This is a genomic window from Bacteroidota bacterium, assembly GCA_039821555.1.
Classification (GTDB): Bacteria; Bacteroidota; Rhodothermia; order Rhodothermales; family Rubricoccaceae; genus JBCBEX01.
Genome location: JBCBNX010000026.1, coordinates 19,141 through 34,997 on the forward strand (window position 1 = coordinate 19,141; position 15,857 = coordinate 34,997).

Below are 15,857 nucleotides of genomic sequence, written 5' to 3' on the forward strand. Positions count from 1 at the left end.
AGGTGTGGACGTTCATACGTGTACACGTCCATACCTGCATACGTCGTTAGACCCACACGAAGCGTTCGATGGCCTTGGCGAGCTTCACGTCGCGCTCGGTGATGCGGTTGCCCGCGTCGTGCGTGGTCAGGCGCAGCTCGATGCGGTTGTAGACGTTGCGGAGGTCGGGGTGGTGGTTGTGCTGCTCAGCATAGAACGCCATGCGCACGATGAACGACACGGCCGCGCGGAAGTCGGAGAACTCCAGCCGCCGCAGGAGCGCGTCGCCGTCGCGCGTCCAGCCCGGAAGCTGGTCCAGCGCGGCGTTGATCTCAAGGTCGGAGAGCGGAGCGGGCATGGGACGTGGCAAGTAGCAGGTGACAAGTGGCAAGTGGCAAGTGCGAGCGGACTCCTTGCCACTTGCACCTTGTCACTTGATACTCAATCAGGGGAGCACCCCAAACAGCGCAGCGGTGGCGTCGGCGACCTCGGCGGGCGTCGGGAGGAGGTAGCCGCTGAAGAAGACGAGCCAAACGACGGCATAGATCGGGAGCAGGATCGGGATCGAGTAGCGGATCATGTAGCCGCCGAACGACGGGCACTCGACGCCGCTCGACTCGGCGATGGCCTTCACCATGAAGTTGGGGCCGTTGCCGATGTAGGTGAGCGCGCCGAAGAACACCGCTGCAACCGAGATCGCCTGGAGGTAGAACGCGGTTTCCAGGTCGCCACCTGCGGCGAAGGCCATCACGTCGGCGGTCTGGTTCACGTCGAAGCCGAACTTGCCCATCGCGGCGGAGAGGAAGCTCACGTAGGTCGGCGCGTTGTCGAGCACGCCCGAGAGAATGCCGGTGCCGAAGTAGAACGTCGTCACGCCGATGGCCTCAGCGTTGTCGCGCGCCCACTCGCCGATGAGCGTCAGCGCGGGCTGCATCGTGGCGAAGATGCCGACGAAGAGCCAGGCGACCTCGCGGATCGGCTCGAAGTTGAAGTCGTTGCCCTGGAGCGCGTCCTTGTCGGCGGTCGCGTAGGCGAGGTAGCACACGCCGAACATGATCACCTCGCGGATGCCGAACGGGAAGTGGAACGTCCCGCTGAGGTCGAGGACCGTGCCCTGCATCGCCGGGATGATGTTCGGGTCGATGAAGACCGACGCGATCACGACGGCGAGCCACGCGAAGTTCTTCGTGCCCTGGATCCGGATCTTCGCCGTGCCCGGCACATCGAAGCCCGCCGCCTCAACGCCAGCTTGCGTGGGCTGGTCGGCGTCCTCCATGTGGTCCTCGCGCTCCGCGTGCGTCTTGTTGCGCACGTCGAATGCATAGAAGACGGCCAGTAGAATGAGGATGGTGGGCAGCCAGACGTACCAGATCTGCGTCACCGTCCAGAAGAAGGGCACGCCGCGCAGGAAGCCGAGGAAGAGCGGCGGGTCCCCGATGGGCGTGAGCGCGCCGCCCACGTTGGAGACGATGAAGATGAAGAAGATGATGTGGTACGGCTTGATGCGGCCCTTGTTGAGGCGCATGTAGGGCCGGATGAGCAGCATCGAGGCGCCCGTGGTGCCGATCACGTTCGAGATCACCGCACCGACGAAGAGCAGCCCAGCGTTGGCCTTCGGCGTGCCCGCGAAGTCGGTCTTGATGAGGATGCCGCCCGAGGCGATGAAGAGGCTCGCCAGGAGCGCGATGAAGGAGAAGTACTCCTCCGCCGCGTGGATGAGCGGCAGCGAGTCGCCCTGGACCAGGAAGTAGGCCATCACGAGCGTGCCCAGCGCGACGGCGTACTTCGGGTAGTGGTGGTGCCAGTGGTGCGGGAAGAAGATCGGTCCGGTGGCGATCAGCAGGAGCAGCACCGCAAACGGGATGCAGAGCCAGAGCGGCGGGGGCGGACCGTGCCCGTGACCGCCGCCATGGTCGTCCCCGTGTGCGCCTGCCTCGCCGTGGTCGTCGTCGCCTTCACCGTGGTCGTCTGCGTGGTCATTCTCCGCGTGCGTCGTGTCTGCATGCGTCGTGTCTGCGTCGGTCTGCTCCACCTGTGCGCTGTCGACGGCCTGCGCATGGGCCATGTCGGCTGACCCGAGACCGAGCACCGCAAGCACGAGGCAGGCGCGCACGAACGCGGCGGCGGGGGACAGGGGAGCGGCGCGCATAGGTCAGGGGGCGAGGTCGGTGGGGGAGCGGGCGGCGGTCCAATCTAGCCGAGACGATGGAGAAATCGAAGCGCTAGGGCAGGACCTCCGCGAGGGGCTCCGCCTCGCCTTGCGGGACGGGCCAGGGTAGCACCGCGCCCCCAAACGGAACGCCGTTCTGCGTCGCGGCGACCTCGGCGGTCGCCACCATCTCGGCCTTCGACGCGGTCACCTCCAGGAGGTCTTCTACGGCCGCTTCACTCTTGTTGAGGAAGGGCATCGGCCCCATCCCGAGCCACACCATCCCGACGGCGAGCGGCAGCACGAGCGCGAGTTCGCCGAGCGACAGGTCCCGCGTGCCGTCCGCCTCGGTTTTCGCCGGGCCGAAGAACGTCTTGTAGGCCATCCAGAGCAGATACACGGCGGCGAAGATCACGCCGCTCGTCGCCACGCCCACCACGACCGGGCCGATGAGCGTGCTCTTGAACGCGCCGAGCAGGATCAGGAACTCGCCCACGAAGCCGTTCAGGCCGGGCAGCCCCGACGAGGCGAACACGGCGAGCATCGTGAAGAACGTCAGCGCGGGGAGCGTCTTGGCCACGCCGCCCAGCTTGTCGAGGTCGTAGGTGCCGCGGCGGCGGTAGAGGAAGCCTGCCAGGAGGAAGAGCGCGCCTGTCGAGAGGGCGTGGTTGGTCATCTGGATGAGCGCGCCCTGGACGGCCTCTGTCGTGAAGGCGAACAGGCCGAGGACGATGAACCCGAGGTGGCTCACCGACGAGTAGGCGATCAGCCCCTTGATGTCCTTCTGCGCATACGCCACGAGCGCCGCCCACACGATGCCGATGGCCGCCAGCACGCCGATGGCGGGCGCGAGCGCCATCGCGGCGTTGGGGAACATCGGCACGACGAAGCGGAGCAGGCCGTAGGTGCCCATCTTGCCCATCACGGCGGCGAGGAGCACCGTCGCGGCCAGCGGCGCGGCGCGGTAGGCGCCCGGCAGCCACGAGTGCAGCGGGAAGAGCGGGGCCTTGATGAGGAACGCGAGCCCGAAGAGCACGAAGAGAATCGTCTGCGCCTCGGCCGGGACGGCGAAGCGGAGCAGGTCGTAGTAGTCCGTCGTGAAGACGCCGCCGTTGACGACGTTGCCCGCCGCGTAGCCCATCCAGAGCACGCCGACGAGCATCAGGAGCGACCCGACGAGCGTGTAGATCACGAACTTGAGTGCCGCGCGGCTGCTGTCCTGTTCCTTCGTGTCGCGTCCCCAGATGGCGATGAGGAAGTACATCGGGATGAGCACGACCTCAAAGAACACGTAGAACAGGAAGAGGTCGAACGCGCAGAAGACGCCGAGGAGGCCCGTCTGGAGGAGCAGCATCAGCGCGAAGAAGCCTTTCTGGCCGCCGTAGGTCGCGTCATCGCCTGCATCGTCCCGGAGCCCGCCCCACGCTGCGCCGACGGCAATCGGCCCGAGAAGCGCCACGAGCAGGACGAGGAGCACGTTGAGGCCATCGATCCCGACGAAGTAGGTCACGTCGGTGCCCGGCAGCCAGGCCCCGGAGCGCTCGGCCATCTGCGGCATCGCCTCCGTGACGGCGTTCGGGTCGAAGCCGAGGTAGAGCATCGCCGCGAGCGCGAGCGTGCCGAGCGTCGTCGCGAGCGCGATCACGCGCGCCATGGCCTGCGGCAGGAGCAGCACCAGCACCGCCGCCAGCGCCGGCAAGAAGATGGTCAGGGAGACGAGCATAGGGGAGTGAGGCGGTGTTGCGGTGAAGCAGTGAGGCGGTGGGAGGCGTTCACTGCCTCACCGCAACACCGCCGTACCGCGCAACTCTTAAAGCAGAAGCATCAGCGCGATGACGAGGAGGACGCCGGCGACGAGGACCGCGGCGTAGGTCTGGGCGACGCCGTTCTGGAAGCGCGCGAGGAAGCCGCCGAAGCCGCGTACGCCCTGCGCGCCACCTTCCACCAGGCCTCGGTCCAGCACCGTCTTGTCGAGCGGGTCGAGCGCGTCGCGGGCGAAGCTCTTCACGACGCCCACCACGACGACCCGGTAGAACGCGTCGATGCCCCAGCCGCGCGAGAACGTGCCGTGGAGGCCGCCGAGGCGCTGCTTCAGCGCTGCGTCGGCGTCGAGGCCGCGCGCGTAGAAGCGCCAGGCGAACCCTACACCGAGGAGCGCGATGGCGGCGCCGAGAGCCAGGAGCCCCCATTCGAGCGGGAGCGAGGCGTGGTACTCCGTCTTGAGCTCGGCGACCGGCCCGACGTGGTCGCCGTGGCCCGCAAGCCAGTCGTGCATCACGTTGGGCAGGCCCATCGTCTTCGTCACGGCAAGCGGGAGCCCCAGGAAGCCGACCAGCGCAGACCCAATGGCGAGCATCCACAGCGGGAGCGTCATCGTCGCGGGCGACTCGTGCGGCTTCACGGTGTCCGCCTCCGGCCAGCGCGGCTCGCCCTCGAACGTGAGCATGTAGGCACGCGTCATGTAGAACGCCGTCAGGAGCGCCGTCAGGAGGCCCACGCCCCACACGGCGAGGTAGAGCGGCGTGCCGTCCATGCCCGCCTCGAAGACCTTGAAGAGGATCTCGTCCTTCGAGAAATAGCCCGCCAAGAGTGGGATCCCAGCGATGGCAAGCGTCGCGATCAGGAAGGTCATCCGCGTCTGCGGCATGTACTTCTTGAGGCCGCCCATGGTGCGCATGTCCTGCGCGTCAAAGAGCGCGGGCTTCGTGCCGCGGTGCTCCAGGTCGTGCTCGACCTCGTGCATCGCGTGGATCACAGAGCCGGAGCCGAGGAAGAGGCAGGCCTTGAAGAAGGCGTGCGTGAAGACGTGGAAGATGGCCGCCACGAACGCGCCCGCGCCCGCCGCCATGAACATGTAGCCGAGCTGCGAGACGGTCGAGTAGGCGAGCACCTTCTTGATGTCCGTCTGCACGAGCGCAATCGTCGCGGCGATGATGGCGGTCAGGCCGCCGATGACGCAGACGAGCATCATCATCGCAGGCGCGAGGAGCACCAACTCCGAGAGGCGCGCGAGGAGGTAGAGCCCCGCCGTGACCATCGTGGCCGCGTGGATGAGCGCCGAGACCGGCGTCGGCCCGGCCATGGCGTCGGGGAGCCAGGTGAAGAGCGGGATCTGCGCGCTCTTGCCTGTCGCGCCGATGAAGAGCAGCAGCACCGCGATCGCCGCCGTGCCGTCCGCGGCGAGCGCCGCCAGCACGTCTGCGCTCAGCAGCGTCGCAAAGTCGAGCCCGAAGCCCTCGCCCGTGATCTCGACCACGCGCTGGAAGAGCAAAAACATGCCGAGCAGGAAGGCCGCGTCGCCGATGCGGTTGACGATGAACGCCTTGTTGGCCGCAATCACCTTCTTGCCGTCCTCGTACCAGAACCCGATCAGCAAATAGGAGCACAGCCCGACACCTTCCCAGCCGAGGAAGAGCACCACCAGGTTCTCCGCCAGCACTAGGTTGAGCATGGCGAAGATGAACAGATTCAGGTAGGCGAAGAAGCGCCAATACCCGGCGTCGTCCTTCATATACCCCATCGAGTAGACGTGGATGAGCGCGCCGATGCCGGTCACGACGAGCGTCATCAGGAGCGACAGTTCGTCCACGCGGTAGGCGAAGTCCACCGTCAGGTCACCGACGTGCATCCACTCGTAGAAGCTCACCACGCTCGCCTCCTCGAAGCCCAGAAAAAGCATCACCGCCACGCCGAACGGCACGGCCACCGCCGCCGTCGCCAGTGCGCCAACGAGCGTTTTTTGCTCGCGCCACGCTGGCATGAACAGGCCCAGCAGGCCGCTGAACGCCGCCATCAGGAGCGGCGGCAGCAAGATCAGTTGGAGCGAAAGGTGCATGGGTTGGGTCGAAGGTCAAGGGTCGAAGGTCGAAGGTCAGGTCGTGCTTCGACCTTTGGACCTGCGACCTCAGACCTGCGACGGGCGCTAGCCCCTAAACAGATTGATCTCGTCGATGTTGACGGTGAGCTTGTTGCGGAAGAGCGCGATCACGATCGCCAGCCCGACGGCAGCCTCAGCGGCGGCCACGCTCATCACGAAGAACACCAGGAGCTGCCCGTCTACGTTGAGGTAGGCCTGACTGAAGGCGACGAGCGTCAGGTTGACGGCGTTGAGCATCAGCTCGACCGAGAGGAACACCACGATGGCGTTGCGCTTGAGCAGCACGCCGAGCACGCCCATCCCGAAGAGGGTGGCCGAGAGCACGAGGTACCAGGCGAGAGGCAGGGTCATGAGGGAGTCGAAGGTCGAAGGTCCGGGGTCGAAGGTTCGGTCCCGCATCGACCTGGGACCTGCGACCTCAGACCTAACAGACCTCAGGCAAAGCGTTTTTTCGCCAACAGCACCGCGCCGATGGTGGCGGCGAGGAGCAGCAGGCCGACGATCTGGAGGTGGTAGGCGTAGTCGGTGAGCAATACCGCGCCCAGCGAGGCCGCGGAGGCGTTGGCCGCCGCCGCCTCAGGCGACACCGCCTCGGGCACCGCGTCGAAGCGAAGCGCCACAAGCGCCAGCAGTTGGGCTACCACCGCCGCGCCGAGCACGAACGCGACGCCCTGTCCCCACTTGAACGCCCTCAGCGAGGGCATGTCGTCGAGGTTCAGGAGCATGATCACGAACAGGAACAGCACCATGATCGCCCCCGCGTAGACCAGAATCTGGATGACGCCGATGAACGCCGCGTTGAGCGTCAGGTAGAGGCACGCGATCGAGAACATCGTCACAACCACCGAGAGCGCCGCATGAATGGGGCTGCGCGTGACCAGAAGACCCACTCCGCCGAGCACGGCGAGCACCGCGAACAGGAAGAACAGAAAGGCGTCGAGCATACGGGGCGGTAAGACGGACAGGCCTGTGAGGGGGAGCGGCCAGAGGAGTAGGCGTCGGCAGGGCTTGGGTTGGGGCCCAGGCTAAGCGGTTACACGCGCCGAGACCATCGACACAAGGTACCGACCTCGTGGAAGTCCAACAACCGTTCGCATGCCAGCAGCACACCTTCCGCTGATTGTTCAACAGGGACCGATGGGCCCTGCGTGGTGCCACCTAAACGCAGCCGCGCCGCGCCGACAGTTCGGCGCGGCGCGGTCGAAGCCAGCGCGGACGGAGCAGGAACGTCGAGGGCGTCGGCTAGCGAACGATGGTCAGGCGGCGGGTTGTGGTGAAGCTGCCGCTCGTGAAGCGGTAGAGGTAGATCCCGCTCGCCAGCCCCGCCGTGTCGAAGGCGGCGTCCTGGACGCCTGCCTCGTGCGTGCCGTCCACGACCGTGGCTACCCGCCGACCTGTGAGGTCGAACACCTCGACGCGGACGTCTTGCGGGGCATTGAGGGAGAAGCGGATGCGGGTCTGGCCGAAGACAGGGTTGGGGTAGTTGCCGAGAAGCTGCACCGGGAAGACCTGCGCGGTGCCGAGCGTCTGGCCCCGTGTCGCGGGACGGCTGTCGCCCACGCCGGTGCCATAGAGCCGCTGCTCAGGCAGCACCGCGTAGCCGATGGTCTCGTTGGCGTGCGTCGTGCCCGTGCCGTCGGAGTCGTCCTTGGCTAGGCGCACCTCGATGTCGAGGTCGGTGAGGTTGCGGTAGCGCACCACGACCGGGTCGGCGTCGAACTCGGTCTGCGTCTGCACGAGCACCACGGGCTCGCGGTCGGGCGTCGGTTGGTCGGTGCCGAAGGGGTAATACTCCCAGTGGTGGTCCACCTCGCCGCTCTTCGTGCCAACGGCCGGGACGCCCGCTCCGGTCGAGACGCCCTCGGCAAGCGCGATCCACGAGACGTGCTCGCGCCCCGCGACGTCGCCCCCGGCGCGCTCGCCCTGGAGCTTCACCTCAAACGAGGTCGCCGTCACGTTGCGCACGCGGGCGAGGACGGCCCGGCTGATCCGGTCGCCAGACGCGGCGAGCGCGGTCACCTGCGAGAACACCACCGGCGGTACCTCAAACGGCGCGTCGAAGGCAACGGTCTGGTAGTCCCCGCCGACGTTGCGGACGCGCCCGCCCTCGGCCAGGCGACCGTCGCTGAGACGGTATGTCCCGTCGAGCATGACGAGGTAGGGGACCGTCTCCTCGCCGTGTTGCCCGTCGAGGTAGTCCCACTCGTCGATCCAGAGGTCGAACCCGTCCTTCGAGAGGTTGCGCACCCGCACCACGGCAGGCTCGGCGTCGTTCTCGGAGAACGAGGGCAGCACCACGATGGGCGCGGCGTCGAGTGCGACCGAGAAGCGCACCTCGGTGGCGGAAAAGGCGTCGCCCTGCTCGACCCGGAAGACGCCAGCCTCGGCGATCAGGCCTGCCTCGCCGGTCGGCGGCTCCTCCGGTCCGTCGCTGCACGACGCGGCAGCCGCATCGTCGAGGTAGCCTGCGGAGAGGAGCGCGTCGGGGTTGGCCCCCACGTAGGCGTAGCAGTGGATCTCGCAGTCGCCCGTGGGGCACGCGGCGTTGACAGGTAGGAGCTCGGCGTCGCCGAAGCGCTCCGTCTGTTGCCAGTTCGCGCCCGCCGCGAGCCCGGCGATCTCGACGGGGCTCATCGCGAGGAAGGCGTCCGCCTCGGCCGTCTCCATGAAGCTCTGCCACGTCGCAAGGTCGTCGGTCGGGCGGAAGTCGTCCTCCTCGAAGGTGTAGGTCGCGAACGAATACGCCCTCGCGAGGCCCGGCGCGGGGGCCGCGTCGCTGCTGTGATCCTCGTAGCGGTTGCCTCCGAGGGCGAGCGTGCGCAGCCACGGCAGCTTGGTGTCCTGAAGCTGGATCTCATAGGCCTCGCCTTTGAGGATGCCGTCGCGCTTGCGCGCATTGCCCACGACCAGGTTGTTGTAGACGACCGACTCTAGGCCCGCATACGGCCCGGCGTAGTAGGCATCCCAGCCCGGCTCGGTGGACGTCTCGGGGTCGTCGATTTCCCACGGCAGGTCGAGCAGGAAGACGCCGTTTCCGTCGTTGCCCGTCACGGTGTTGTGGACGAGCGTGTTGCGCGGGGCCATCTGCGTCATCAGCCCCGAGCCGACGGAGAAGTTGTCGAAGAGGTCGAGCCGCCGCGAGCCGGTGATGAGGTTGTGCTGGACGAGCGTGTCGATGGTGTAGTACTCCAGCAGGATGCCCACGAACCAGTTGTCCTGCACCGTGCAGCCCTCGATCACGTTGCGGTAGTTGAGTGCGTCGAGCCAGAGACCTGGGCCGCGGTTCTCGCGCACCTCGACGCGGCGGACGACCATGTCTTCGGTGTAGGAGAACTTCATGCCGCCTGCCTCCCAGCCGGGCTCGTAGAACTTGGTGTTGTTGCGGTAGAGCTTGCTGTCGACGAGCGTGCAGCGGTCGCACTCGCCCGAGATGCCGGTCTGGCCGTTGTACTGGAGCGTGACGCGGCGGAAGGTGTGGTCCTCGCCCGCGTCGCCGATGTTCTCGGGGTTCGGCCCGTTCGTGTCGATGCCGACGCCGTTGGTGTGCTCGACGGTGACGTCTTCGAAGAGCGCGCCCCGGTCGCCAGGGCAGACGGCGCCGTCCTGGCCGCGGCTGTTGGCATGGCGGAAGATGAGCCCGCGCACGGTGAGGTCGCCGGGCGTGCCAGCCGCTCCGCAGATGGCGTCGCGCCCGCCGGGCCAGAAGAGGTGCTCGCGCGCGGCGATCACGGGCGGGGCGTCCCACGCGTTGGGGTCGCCGTCGCGGAGGAAGCGGGCGAGGATGCGAATGGGCGAGCGGTCGGCGGGGTCCGTCTCCACGAAGAACGCGCCGTAGCTGCTGATCTCGGCGAGCGTGTCGAGTGCGACCGTCTTCAGGTGCGCGCGCGACGTCGTCGGGACGAGCATATGGCCGTCGAAGTAGGACGGATTGGTGCCCGTCGGGACTTCGCGCTGCTGGTCGGCGAAGAGCAGTTCGCGGCGCAGAATGTGCGCCTTGGTGCCGTTGGTCGTGGCGCCCTCCTGCGGCGGGATGTTGAACCAGCCGTACTTCGTGTCCCAATCGTCGGCGGGGTTCCAGTCCCACGCCCAGATATCACCGGCGTCACGTATCCAGCCGGTGACCGGGGCTGCGCCCGAGATCACGACCGTGTCGTAGCTGCCGGCTTCGGGGTAGGCAGAGTAGGTCACGCCGCTGTTCGCGGGGTAGACGCTCTCGTAGTAGATCCCGCTGCGGATGTAGACCACGTCGCCCGCCTGGAGCGTCTGCGCAGCCTTGTTGATGGTCTTCCACGCCGTGTCGAGGGTCTGCCCGGCGTTGTCGTCGCGGCCTGTGTTGCCGTCGACGAAGTACACCGTGTCGCCGGTGACGTTAGGCGGAGCCTGCGCGTGCAGGGAACTCCCCCAGGCAGCGAGGACGGCCAGGAGGAGAAAGAGGCGGAGGATCATAGAGGGGACGGAGAAGAACCACGTGGCTTGAGCATGGCGGCAACCTCACCGCGCTCGGTAAAGCCATTCCAGGGATACCAGGCTCGATATAGCGGTCCACAATGACACGCCTGCGTTCCGCCTGCGTCTACGGTTTGTGGCGCCTGCTCGGGCACCTCGTTTGGCCAGCGGCACTGTCAGGCATTCGTGTCTAAACCTTGCGTCAAAGCGGACGCCCTGCTCCTGGGCGTCTCCGGGTCGGCGTAGGTTGGGAGTCGTTCTCCGGTGTTGCCCATCGTCCATCTCCACCCATGCTGCGTCTTCATTCCCTCGCCGTCTTGCTGGTCACCGTCCTGCTCGGTCTCGTCCCGCGGGCGAGCGCACAGGAGTTCGGTTCGTTCGAGGCGTTCGTCGACAGCCTCGACGCCATCGGGGCCATCGCCGACGCGTCCGCGCGGGCTGCGGCCACGGACGCGCTGTGGGACGACCTCCGCGCCGCCGAGGCGATCCCGTTCACCAGCGGCGAGGACGTGGCCTTTTTGTGGCGCGGGTCGGCGAGCCGCGTGGTCGTCAACGGTGACTTCAACGCGTGGGGCAACGCGGGGTGGATCGCCAACAGCCTTGTGCGCGTCGGTCAGACCGATGTGTGGCGCCTCGTGACCTCGTTTCCGGCGGATGCCCGGCTCGACTACAAGCTGGTCCTGAACGGCTCAAACTGGATCCTCGACCCCGCAAACCCGCACCAGCAGTGGGGGGGCTTCGGACCGAACTCGGAGCTGCGGATGCCTGCCTGGACGTTGCCGGGGGAGACCATCCCCGATGCCGCCGTGCCTGCGGGCTCGCTCACGGCTGACGTGCGCATCGAGAGCGCCGCGCTTGGCGAGGTCAACTACCGCGTCTACACGCCCGCGGGCTACGCCGACCTTGCCGCGCTCCCGACGGTCTACGTCACCGACGGCCACGAGTACCGCGACGACCGCCTCGGCGCGATGCAGACGGCCCTGGACCACCTCATCGCCGACGGGGTCGTAGCCCCGCTCATCGCCGTGTTCATCGACCCGCGCGACCCCGCGACCGGGGCCAACCGCCGTGCTGAGCACTACATCGAGAACCCCGACTTCGCTGACTTCGTGGCCGACGAACTCGTGCCAGCCATCGACGCGGCCTACCGGACGGAGGCGCGGCCCGAGCGCCGCGCCATCCTCGGGACGAGCCTCGGAGGCGTCTGCGCGACCTACCTCGGCGTGGAGCGCCCGGACACGTTCGGCAACCTCGCGATCCAGTCGCCCGCCTACTGGGTGGCACCGGACCTCTTCACGCGCTACGCCACGGCCCCGCCATCTGGACTTCGCGTCGCCCTGACCGTCGGCACCTTCTTCGACGGTGGGGACGCCGCCCGCAACATGCGCGACCTCTTCGCTGACGCGGGCTACGACCTGGCCTACCTCGAAGTGAACGAGGGGCACTCGTGGGGTGCCTGGCGCGCGCAGCATGATGTCGTCCTCGGTCACCTCTTCCCCGGCATCGTCTTCCCCAGCAATGAAGACAGCGGCGCGCCACGGCGCCTCGTCCTCGATGCCTTCCCCAATCCATCGGCCACGGCTACGACGCTGCGCTTCACGCTGGGCGCACCTAGCCCGGCGACGCTGGTCGTCTATGACCTCCTCGGCCGCGAGGTCGCCCGCCCCCGCGACGGCACGCTGGGCGCAGGCGTCCACACCGCGCAGGTGGGCACGCTGCCACCAGGGGTCTACGTCGTCCGCCTCGCTACGCCCGAAGGCACGGCGACGCAGCGCTTCGTGCAGACGCAGTAGGCTGTCCCCAGCGCATGAAGGCCGCTGGCGCATGAAGGCCGCCGGCGCATGAAGGCCGAGGCACTTTAGTCGGGTGAAGTGCGCTCTTCGTGTGCCGTATGGCTGGGCTTGGAGGGTCAAAGAAGAGGTGGTCGAGCATTCACCTGGAAAGAGGGAGCTGTGCAGGTAGACGTAGTGGTGTGGCTGGGATAGGCACTTGGTAATCATGCCGCACTATTCTCGTTGTGCCAGGTGTTGACGGTTGCTCTATTGTGAGATATATGTATTCGTTACTCTTTGAAAAATGAAGATAAAATGATTGGCAATGTTTCGGCCAAACCCTACCTTGAATAGCGCCCTATCGTGCTGGGAACTTGCTGCCTAATGCGACAATGGGGGCGTTTGGTTTTTTGTGCCCTCTTTCTCCTCCGCCTCATGGAACGATTCATTGCGTTCGGGCTGCGCCTATCAGTCCTAACCCTAGTCACCCTGGCCTTGGTGGTCTCTGAGCACCACGCCGCCCTCGCCCAACAAGCAGACCCTGGCCCCGAGCGGGGGCGCGCGCTTGCGGTGCCGGCAGCCCATCAGGCCACCCTCTCCCCGGCCACGCCTCAACTCCGACTCAACCCGGCCCATACGGCGTGGGACCTGCGTGAGGGGTGGGCCGCGGGCGCCGCGCCGCAGCGCTTCGGCGCCGGTGCCCCCGCGCAGGTCGTCGGCATCGGCTTCGAGGGCCGCTACCCGAACAATGCCGAAGCCTGGCTCACCGGACCCATGGTCACGGTCCCAAGCGTGCAGGGGCAGCGGTCGGTCCTCCGCTTCGAGGAGGCGTTCGAGATCGAGTCGCACTACGACGCCGGGACGGTGCTCGTCTCGCCGGACGGCGTCACCTGGCGCGCGGTCAGTACGCGCAGCGGCGCCAGCGACTGGCGCACGGCGGAAGTGGACCTGACCCGCTTCGCCGGGCAGCGGCTGCACCTCGCCTTCCGCCTGACCACCGACGACCAGCACGCCTTCGACGGGTGGTACCTTGGCGACGTCCGCCTCGCTAGCGTGGCCAGCCCGACGACGGCGACCATCACCAGCCTCAACGCGCAGCTCTTCCCGAGCATCTTCCTCGACGTGGTCGTGGAGGACGCCAACGGCGACGCCATCCTCGACCTGGCCCCCGAAGACTTCTGCGTCTTCGAGAACGGCGTGCAGCAGACCGACCTCTTCGACGTGACCCTGCCCGACGAGGGCGGCGGCGTGCGCCTCGTGGACATCGTCTTCATCATCGACAACAGCGGGAGCCTGGGCGATGAGCAGGCCGCCGTGGAGGACAACGTCACCGACTTCGTCAACGACCTCGCCGATGCCGGGGTCAACTTCGCGCTCGGCCTCACACGCTACGGAGCCAGCGCAAACGGGGGCAACCCGATCATCGAGAACGGCGGCAACCTGACGACCGACGAGAACTTCTTCCTCAACACGGTCTACCCGCGCAACACCATCGACGGCAGCTTCGAGCCGGGCTTCGAGGCCATCGTCGCGTCGACGACCGGCTACAACTTCCGGCCAGGCGCGCAGCGGGTGTTCATCATCGTCACCGACGAGACGCCGTTCCAGGGACCGACCACGCAGGCCGAGGCGCAGACCGCCCTCGTGAACACGTCCACGACCCTCTTCTCGGTCGTCTCGCAGTTCCTGTTCCCGGACTTCCAGCCGCTTACCGACGCCACCGACGGCGAACTCATCGACATCCTCGACCCGTTCGACGAGGTCTTCGACTTCATCTCCAACCTGATCTCGGACAGCTACCGCATCAGCTACCGATCGAGCGATCCCGTCCGCAACGGCATCGAGCGCACCGTGCGCGTGGAGGTCAAGACGGACACGACGCCGGTCACGGACGTGACGACCTACACGCCGGGGGCCGCTCCGACGATCACGCGGACGCCCGCCACGATCGCGCTCAGCGACAACGGCCAGCTCGACGGCGTGCCGCTCACGATCGAAGCGGAGGTGGTGGACACCGTGGCGCCGCTCGTGCAAGCAGTGACGCTGTTCTACCGCACGCTCGGCGACCTCGACTACACGTCCACGCCGATGGTGAACCAGGGCGGCGACCTCTACCAGGCGACCATCCCCGGCACGTCGGTGCGCGACCCGTTCGTGGAGTACTACATCACGGCCACGGACAGCGAGAGCACCGTCTCGGCACCGGCCACGACGCCGGGCGACGCGCCCTTCCAGATCGCCGTGCTGCCGAACCAGCCGCCGAACCTGACGCACACGCCCGTCACGTCGGCGACGGACGCCACCGCGATCCCGATCCAGGCTACCGCGTCAGACAACACCATGGTGCTGGTGGGCGTCTCGGTGTTCTACCGGCGCGCCGGCCAGATCTCCTACACAGAAATCGCCATGACCAACACGAGCGGCGACGCCTTCTCGGCGGAGATTCCCGCCTCAGAAGTCACACCGGCTGGCGTGGAGTACTACGTCCGTGCCGTGGACGACTTCAGCGTCGGGACGTCGGTGGGCACCGTAGACGCGCCGATCGTCGTTGAGGTGGGCGAGCCGAGCGGCGGCGTGCTCGCGCTCGACATCGAGGTGGAGATCGACGAGAGCGAGGTCATGGTGGTCGGCACCGTCTCGAGCACCGACACGGTGCCGCGCGACGTGGCCGTGGCCTGCACGGTCACGCTCCCCGACGGGCAGACGCGCGGCCTCCAGACGATGACGTTCATCGTGCCTGCCGGTGGAGAGACCTCGGGCATGCGCACCCGCGCGGGAAGCACCCTCGCTGCCGGGGAGTACACCCTCACCTGTGACCTCCTCGAAGACGGGACGGTGCTCGACACAGACACGGTGAGCTTCGAGTTGTCGGCGGTGGGCGGCCTCGCAGCCTACCCCAACCCGTTCAACCCGAGCACGGAGATCAGCTTCGCGCTGGAGGCCTCTGCCGAGGTGTCGCTCGTCGTCTACGACGTGCTGGGCCGCCAGGTGATGCGTCTCCACGACGGTGCGCTGGAGGCCGGCGAACACCGCATCGAGTTCGATGCGAGCCGACTGGCCAGCGGCTTCTACCTCGCTCGCCTCCAGACGGGCGATGTGGTGCAGGTCGAGCACCTGGTCTTGCTGAAGTAGCCGCAGCCCGGACGCTGCAGGTGCCGTGAGGTGCCTCCGACGCTACGCGCGGGCATCCGGCTTCGGTCGGGTGCCCGCGCTGCATGTTGCTCAGCGTGCCCCTTGCTCGGCGGGCCGAGGCTGGCCATGCTGGTGCACCTCGGCCCCTGCGACGCCCAAGCGGAGGCGAGGGGAGGGAGGCCTGCTCACGGGGCGAACGGCTCGGCCTCATTCTGGACCCCCCCAAAGTCAATCCCTGCACCAATTGCTCGGCGAAATCAGCGAGGTTCGTTCTCTGCAGAAGAATGGAACGCAAGCGTAACCGAAGATTCGGGCATACAGCCGTCCTGTTGGCTAGCTTGGACTAGTAGGTTGTCTCTGTTGAATTTCCAGGGCTGATCATGGGCGGTCGCTTCCCCTGCACAAGGAAGAGTTCGGGCCCTGCTTTTCAGTCGGAGGCGATGACCGTTCGCCCGGTGCGTTCGAAAGCCAAGCGCCTGGAGTAGGCCGTCGCTCCGGCCCG

At 67.2% G+C, this 15,857-nt stretch carries 9 protein-coding genes; 2 read left to right on the forward strand and 7 right to left on the reverse strand.

Annotated features, from left to right (window positions below; all coding sequences use genetic code 11):
• Window positions 1–46: 46 nt before the first annotated feature.
• From AAFU51_17435 to AAFU51_17465, 7 genes are all read right to left on the reverse strand, one after another.
• Window positions 47–337 carry a 4a-hydroxytetrahydrobiopterin dehydratase gene (locus AAFU51_17435; protein MEO1573037.1) on the reverse strand — a complete coding sequence of 97 codons (291 nt, stop codon included), beginning with the start codon at window positions 335–337 and terminating at the stop codon, window positions 47–49.
• Window positions 338–424: 87 nt separating this feature from the next.
• A complete protein-coding gene (locus tag AAFU51_17440; protein MEO1573038.1) occupies window positions 425–2,128 on the reverse strand; it encodes a sodium:proton antiporter in 1,704 nt (567 codons plus the stop codon).
• A gap of 73 nt (window positions 2,129–2,201) precedes the next feature.
• On the reverse strand, window positions 2,202–3,851 hold the full coding sequence (locus AAFU51_17445) for an NADH-quinone oxidoreductase subunit M (GenBank protein ID MEO1573039.1): 1,650 nt from the start codon (window positions 3,849–3,851) through the stop codon (window positions 2,202–2,204).
• Window positions 3,852–3,938: 87 nt separating this feature from the next.
• Window positions 3,939–5,963 carry an NADH-quinone oxidoreductase subunit L gene (nuoL, locus tag AAFU51_17450; protein MEO1573040.1) on the reverse strand — a complete coding sequence of 675 codons (2,025 nt, stop codon included), beginning with the start codon at window positions 5,961–5,963 and terminating at the stop codon, window positions 3,939–3,941.
• 87 nt (window positions 5,964–6,050) lie between these two features.
• Entirely contained in the window at window positions 6,051–6,356 is a 306-nt protein-coding gene (nuoK, locus tag AAFU51_17455) for an NADH-quinone oxidoreductase subunit NuoK (protein MEO1573041.1), read from the reverse strand.
• 83 nt (window positions 6,357–6,439) lie between these two features.
• The gene (locus AAFU51_17460; protein MEO1573042.1) at window positions 6,440–6,949 is read right to left on the reverse strand and encodes an NADH-quinone oxidoreductase subunit J; all 510 of its coding nucleotides are present in this window, start codon (window positions 6,947–6,949) and stop codon (window positions 6,440–6,442) included.
• A 298-nt stretch (window positions 6,950–7,247) separates the two neighbouring features.
• Window positions 7,248–10,451 carry a right-handed parallel beta-helix repeat-containing protein gene (locus AAFU51_17465; protein ID MEO1573043.1) on the reverse strand — a complete coding sequence of 1,068 codons (3,204 nt, stop codon included), beginning with the start codon at window positions 10,449–10,451 and terminating at the stop codon, window positions 7,248–7,250.
• Between the two features lie 290 nt (window positions 10,452–10,741).
• Between AAFU51_17465 and AAFU51_17470 the strand changes: the two genes are divergently transcribed.
• Together AAFU51_17470 and AAFU51_17475 are read left to right on the forward strand one after the other, a co-directional pair.
• Window positions 10,742–12,244: an alpha/beta hydrolase-fold protein gene (locus AAFU51_17470; GenBank protein MEO1573044.1), complete on the forward strand. Its 1,503-nt coding sequence runs from the start codon at window positions 10,742–10,744 to the stop codon at window positions 12,242–12,244.
• Window positions 12,245–12,658: 414 nt separating this feature from the next.
• Window positions 12,659–15,355, forward strand: a complete 2,697-nt coding sequence (locus tag AAFU51_17475) for a T9SS type A sorting domain-containing protein (protein MEO1573045.1) — start codon at window positions 12,659–12,661, stop codon at window positions 15,353–15,355.
• Window positions 15,356–15,857: the final 502 nt, after the last annotated feature.

Bases quoted from the DNA above. Each gene is read 5' to 3' on its own strand.
- AAFU51_17460 (MEO1573042.1), bottom strand. From the start codon at position 6,949: ATGCTCGACGCCTTTCTGTTCTTCCTGTTCGCGGTGCTCGCCGTGCTC.
- AAFU51_17445 (MEO1573039.1), bottom strand. From the start codon at position 3,851: ATGCTCGTCTCCCTGACCATCTTCTTGCCGGCGCTGGCGGCGGTGCTG.
- AAFU51_17440 (MEO1573038.1), bottom strand. From the start codon at position 2,128: ATGCGCGCCGCTCCCCTGTCCCCCGCCGCCGCGTTCGTGCGCGCCTGC.
- nuoK (MEO1573041.1), bottom strand. From the start codon at position 6,356: ATGACCCTGCCTCTCGCCTGGTACCTCGTGCTCTCGGCCACCCTCTTC.
- AAFU51_17465 (MEO1573043.1), bottom strand. From the start codon at position 10,451: ATGATCCTCCGCCTCTTTCTCCTCCTGGCCGTCCTCGCTGCCTGGGGG.
- nuoL (MEO1573040.1), bottom strand. From the start codon at position 5,963: ATGCACCTTTCGCTCCAACTGATCTTGCTGCCGCCGCTCCTGATGGCG.
- AAFU51_17475 (MEO1573045.1), top strand. From the start codon at position 12,659: ATGGAACGATTCATTGCGTTCGGGCTGCGCCTATCAGTCCTAACCCTA.
- AAFU51_17435 (MEO1573037.1), bottom strand. From the start codon at position 337: ATGCCCGCTCCGCTCTCCGACCTTGAGATCAACGCCGCGCTGGACCAG.
- AAFU51_17470 (MEO1573044.1), top strand. From the start codon at position 10,742: ATGCTGCGTCTTCATTCCCTCGCCGTCTTGCTGGTCACCGTCCTGCTC.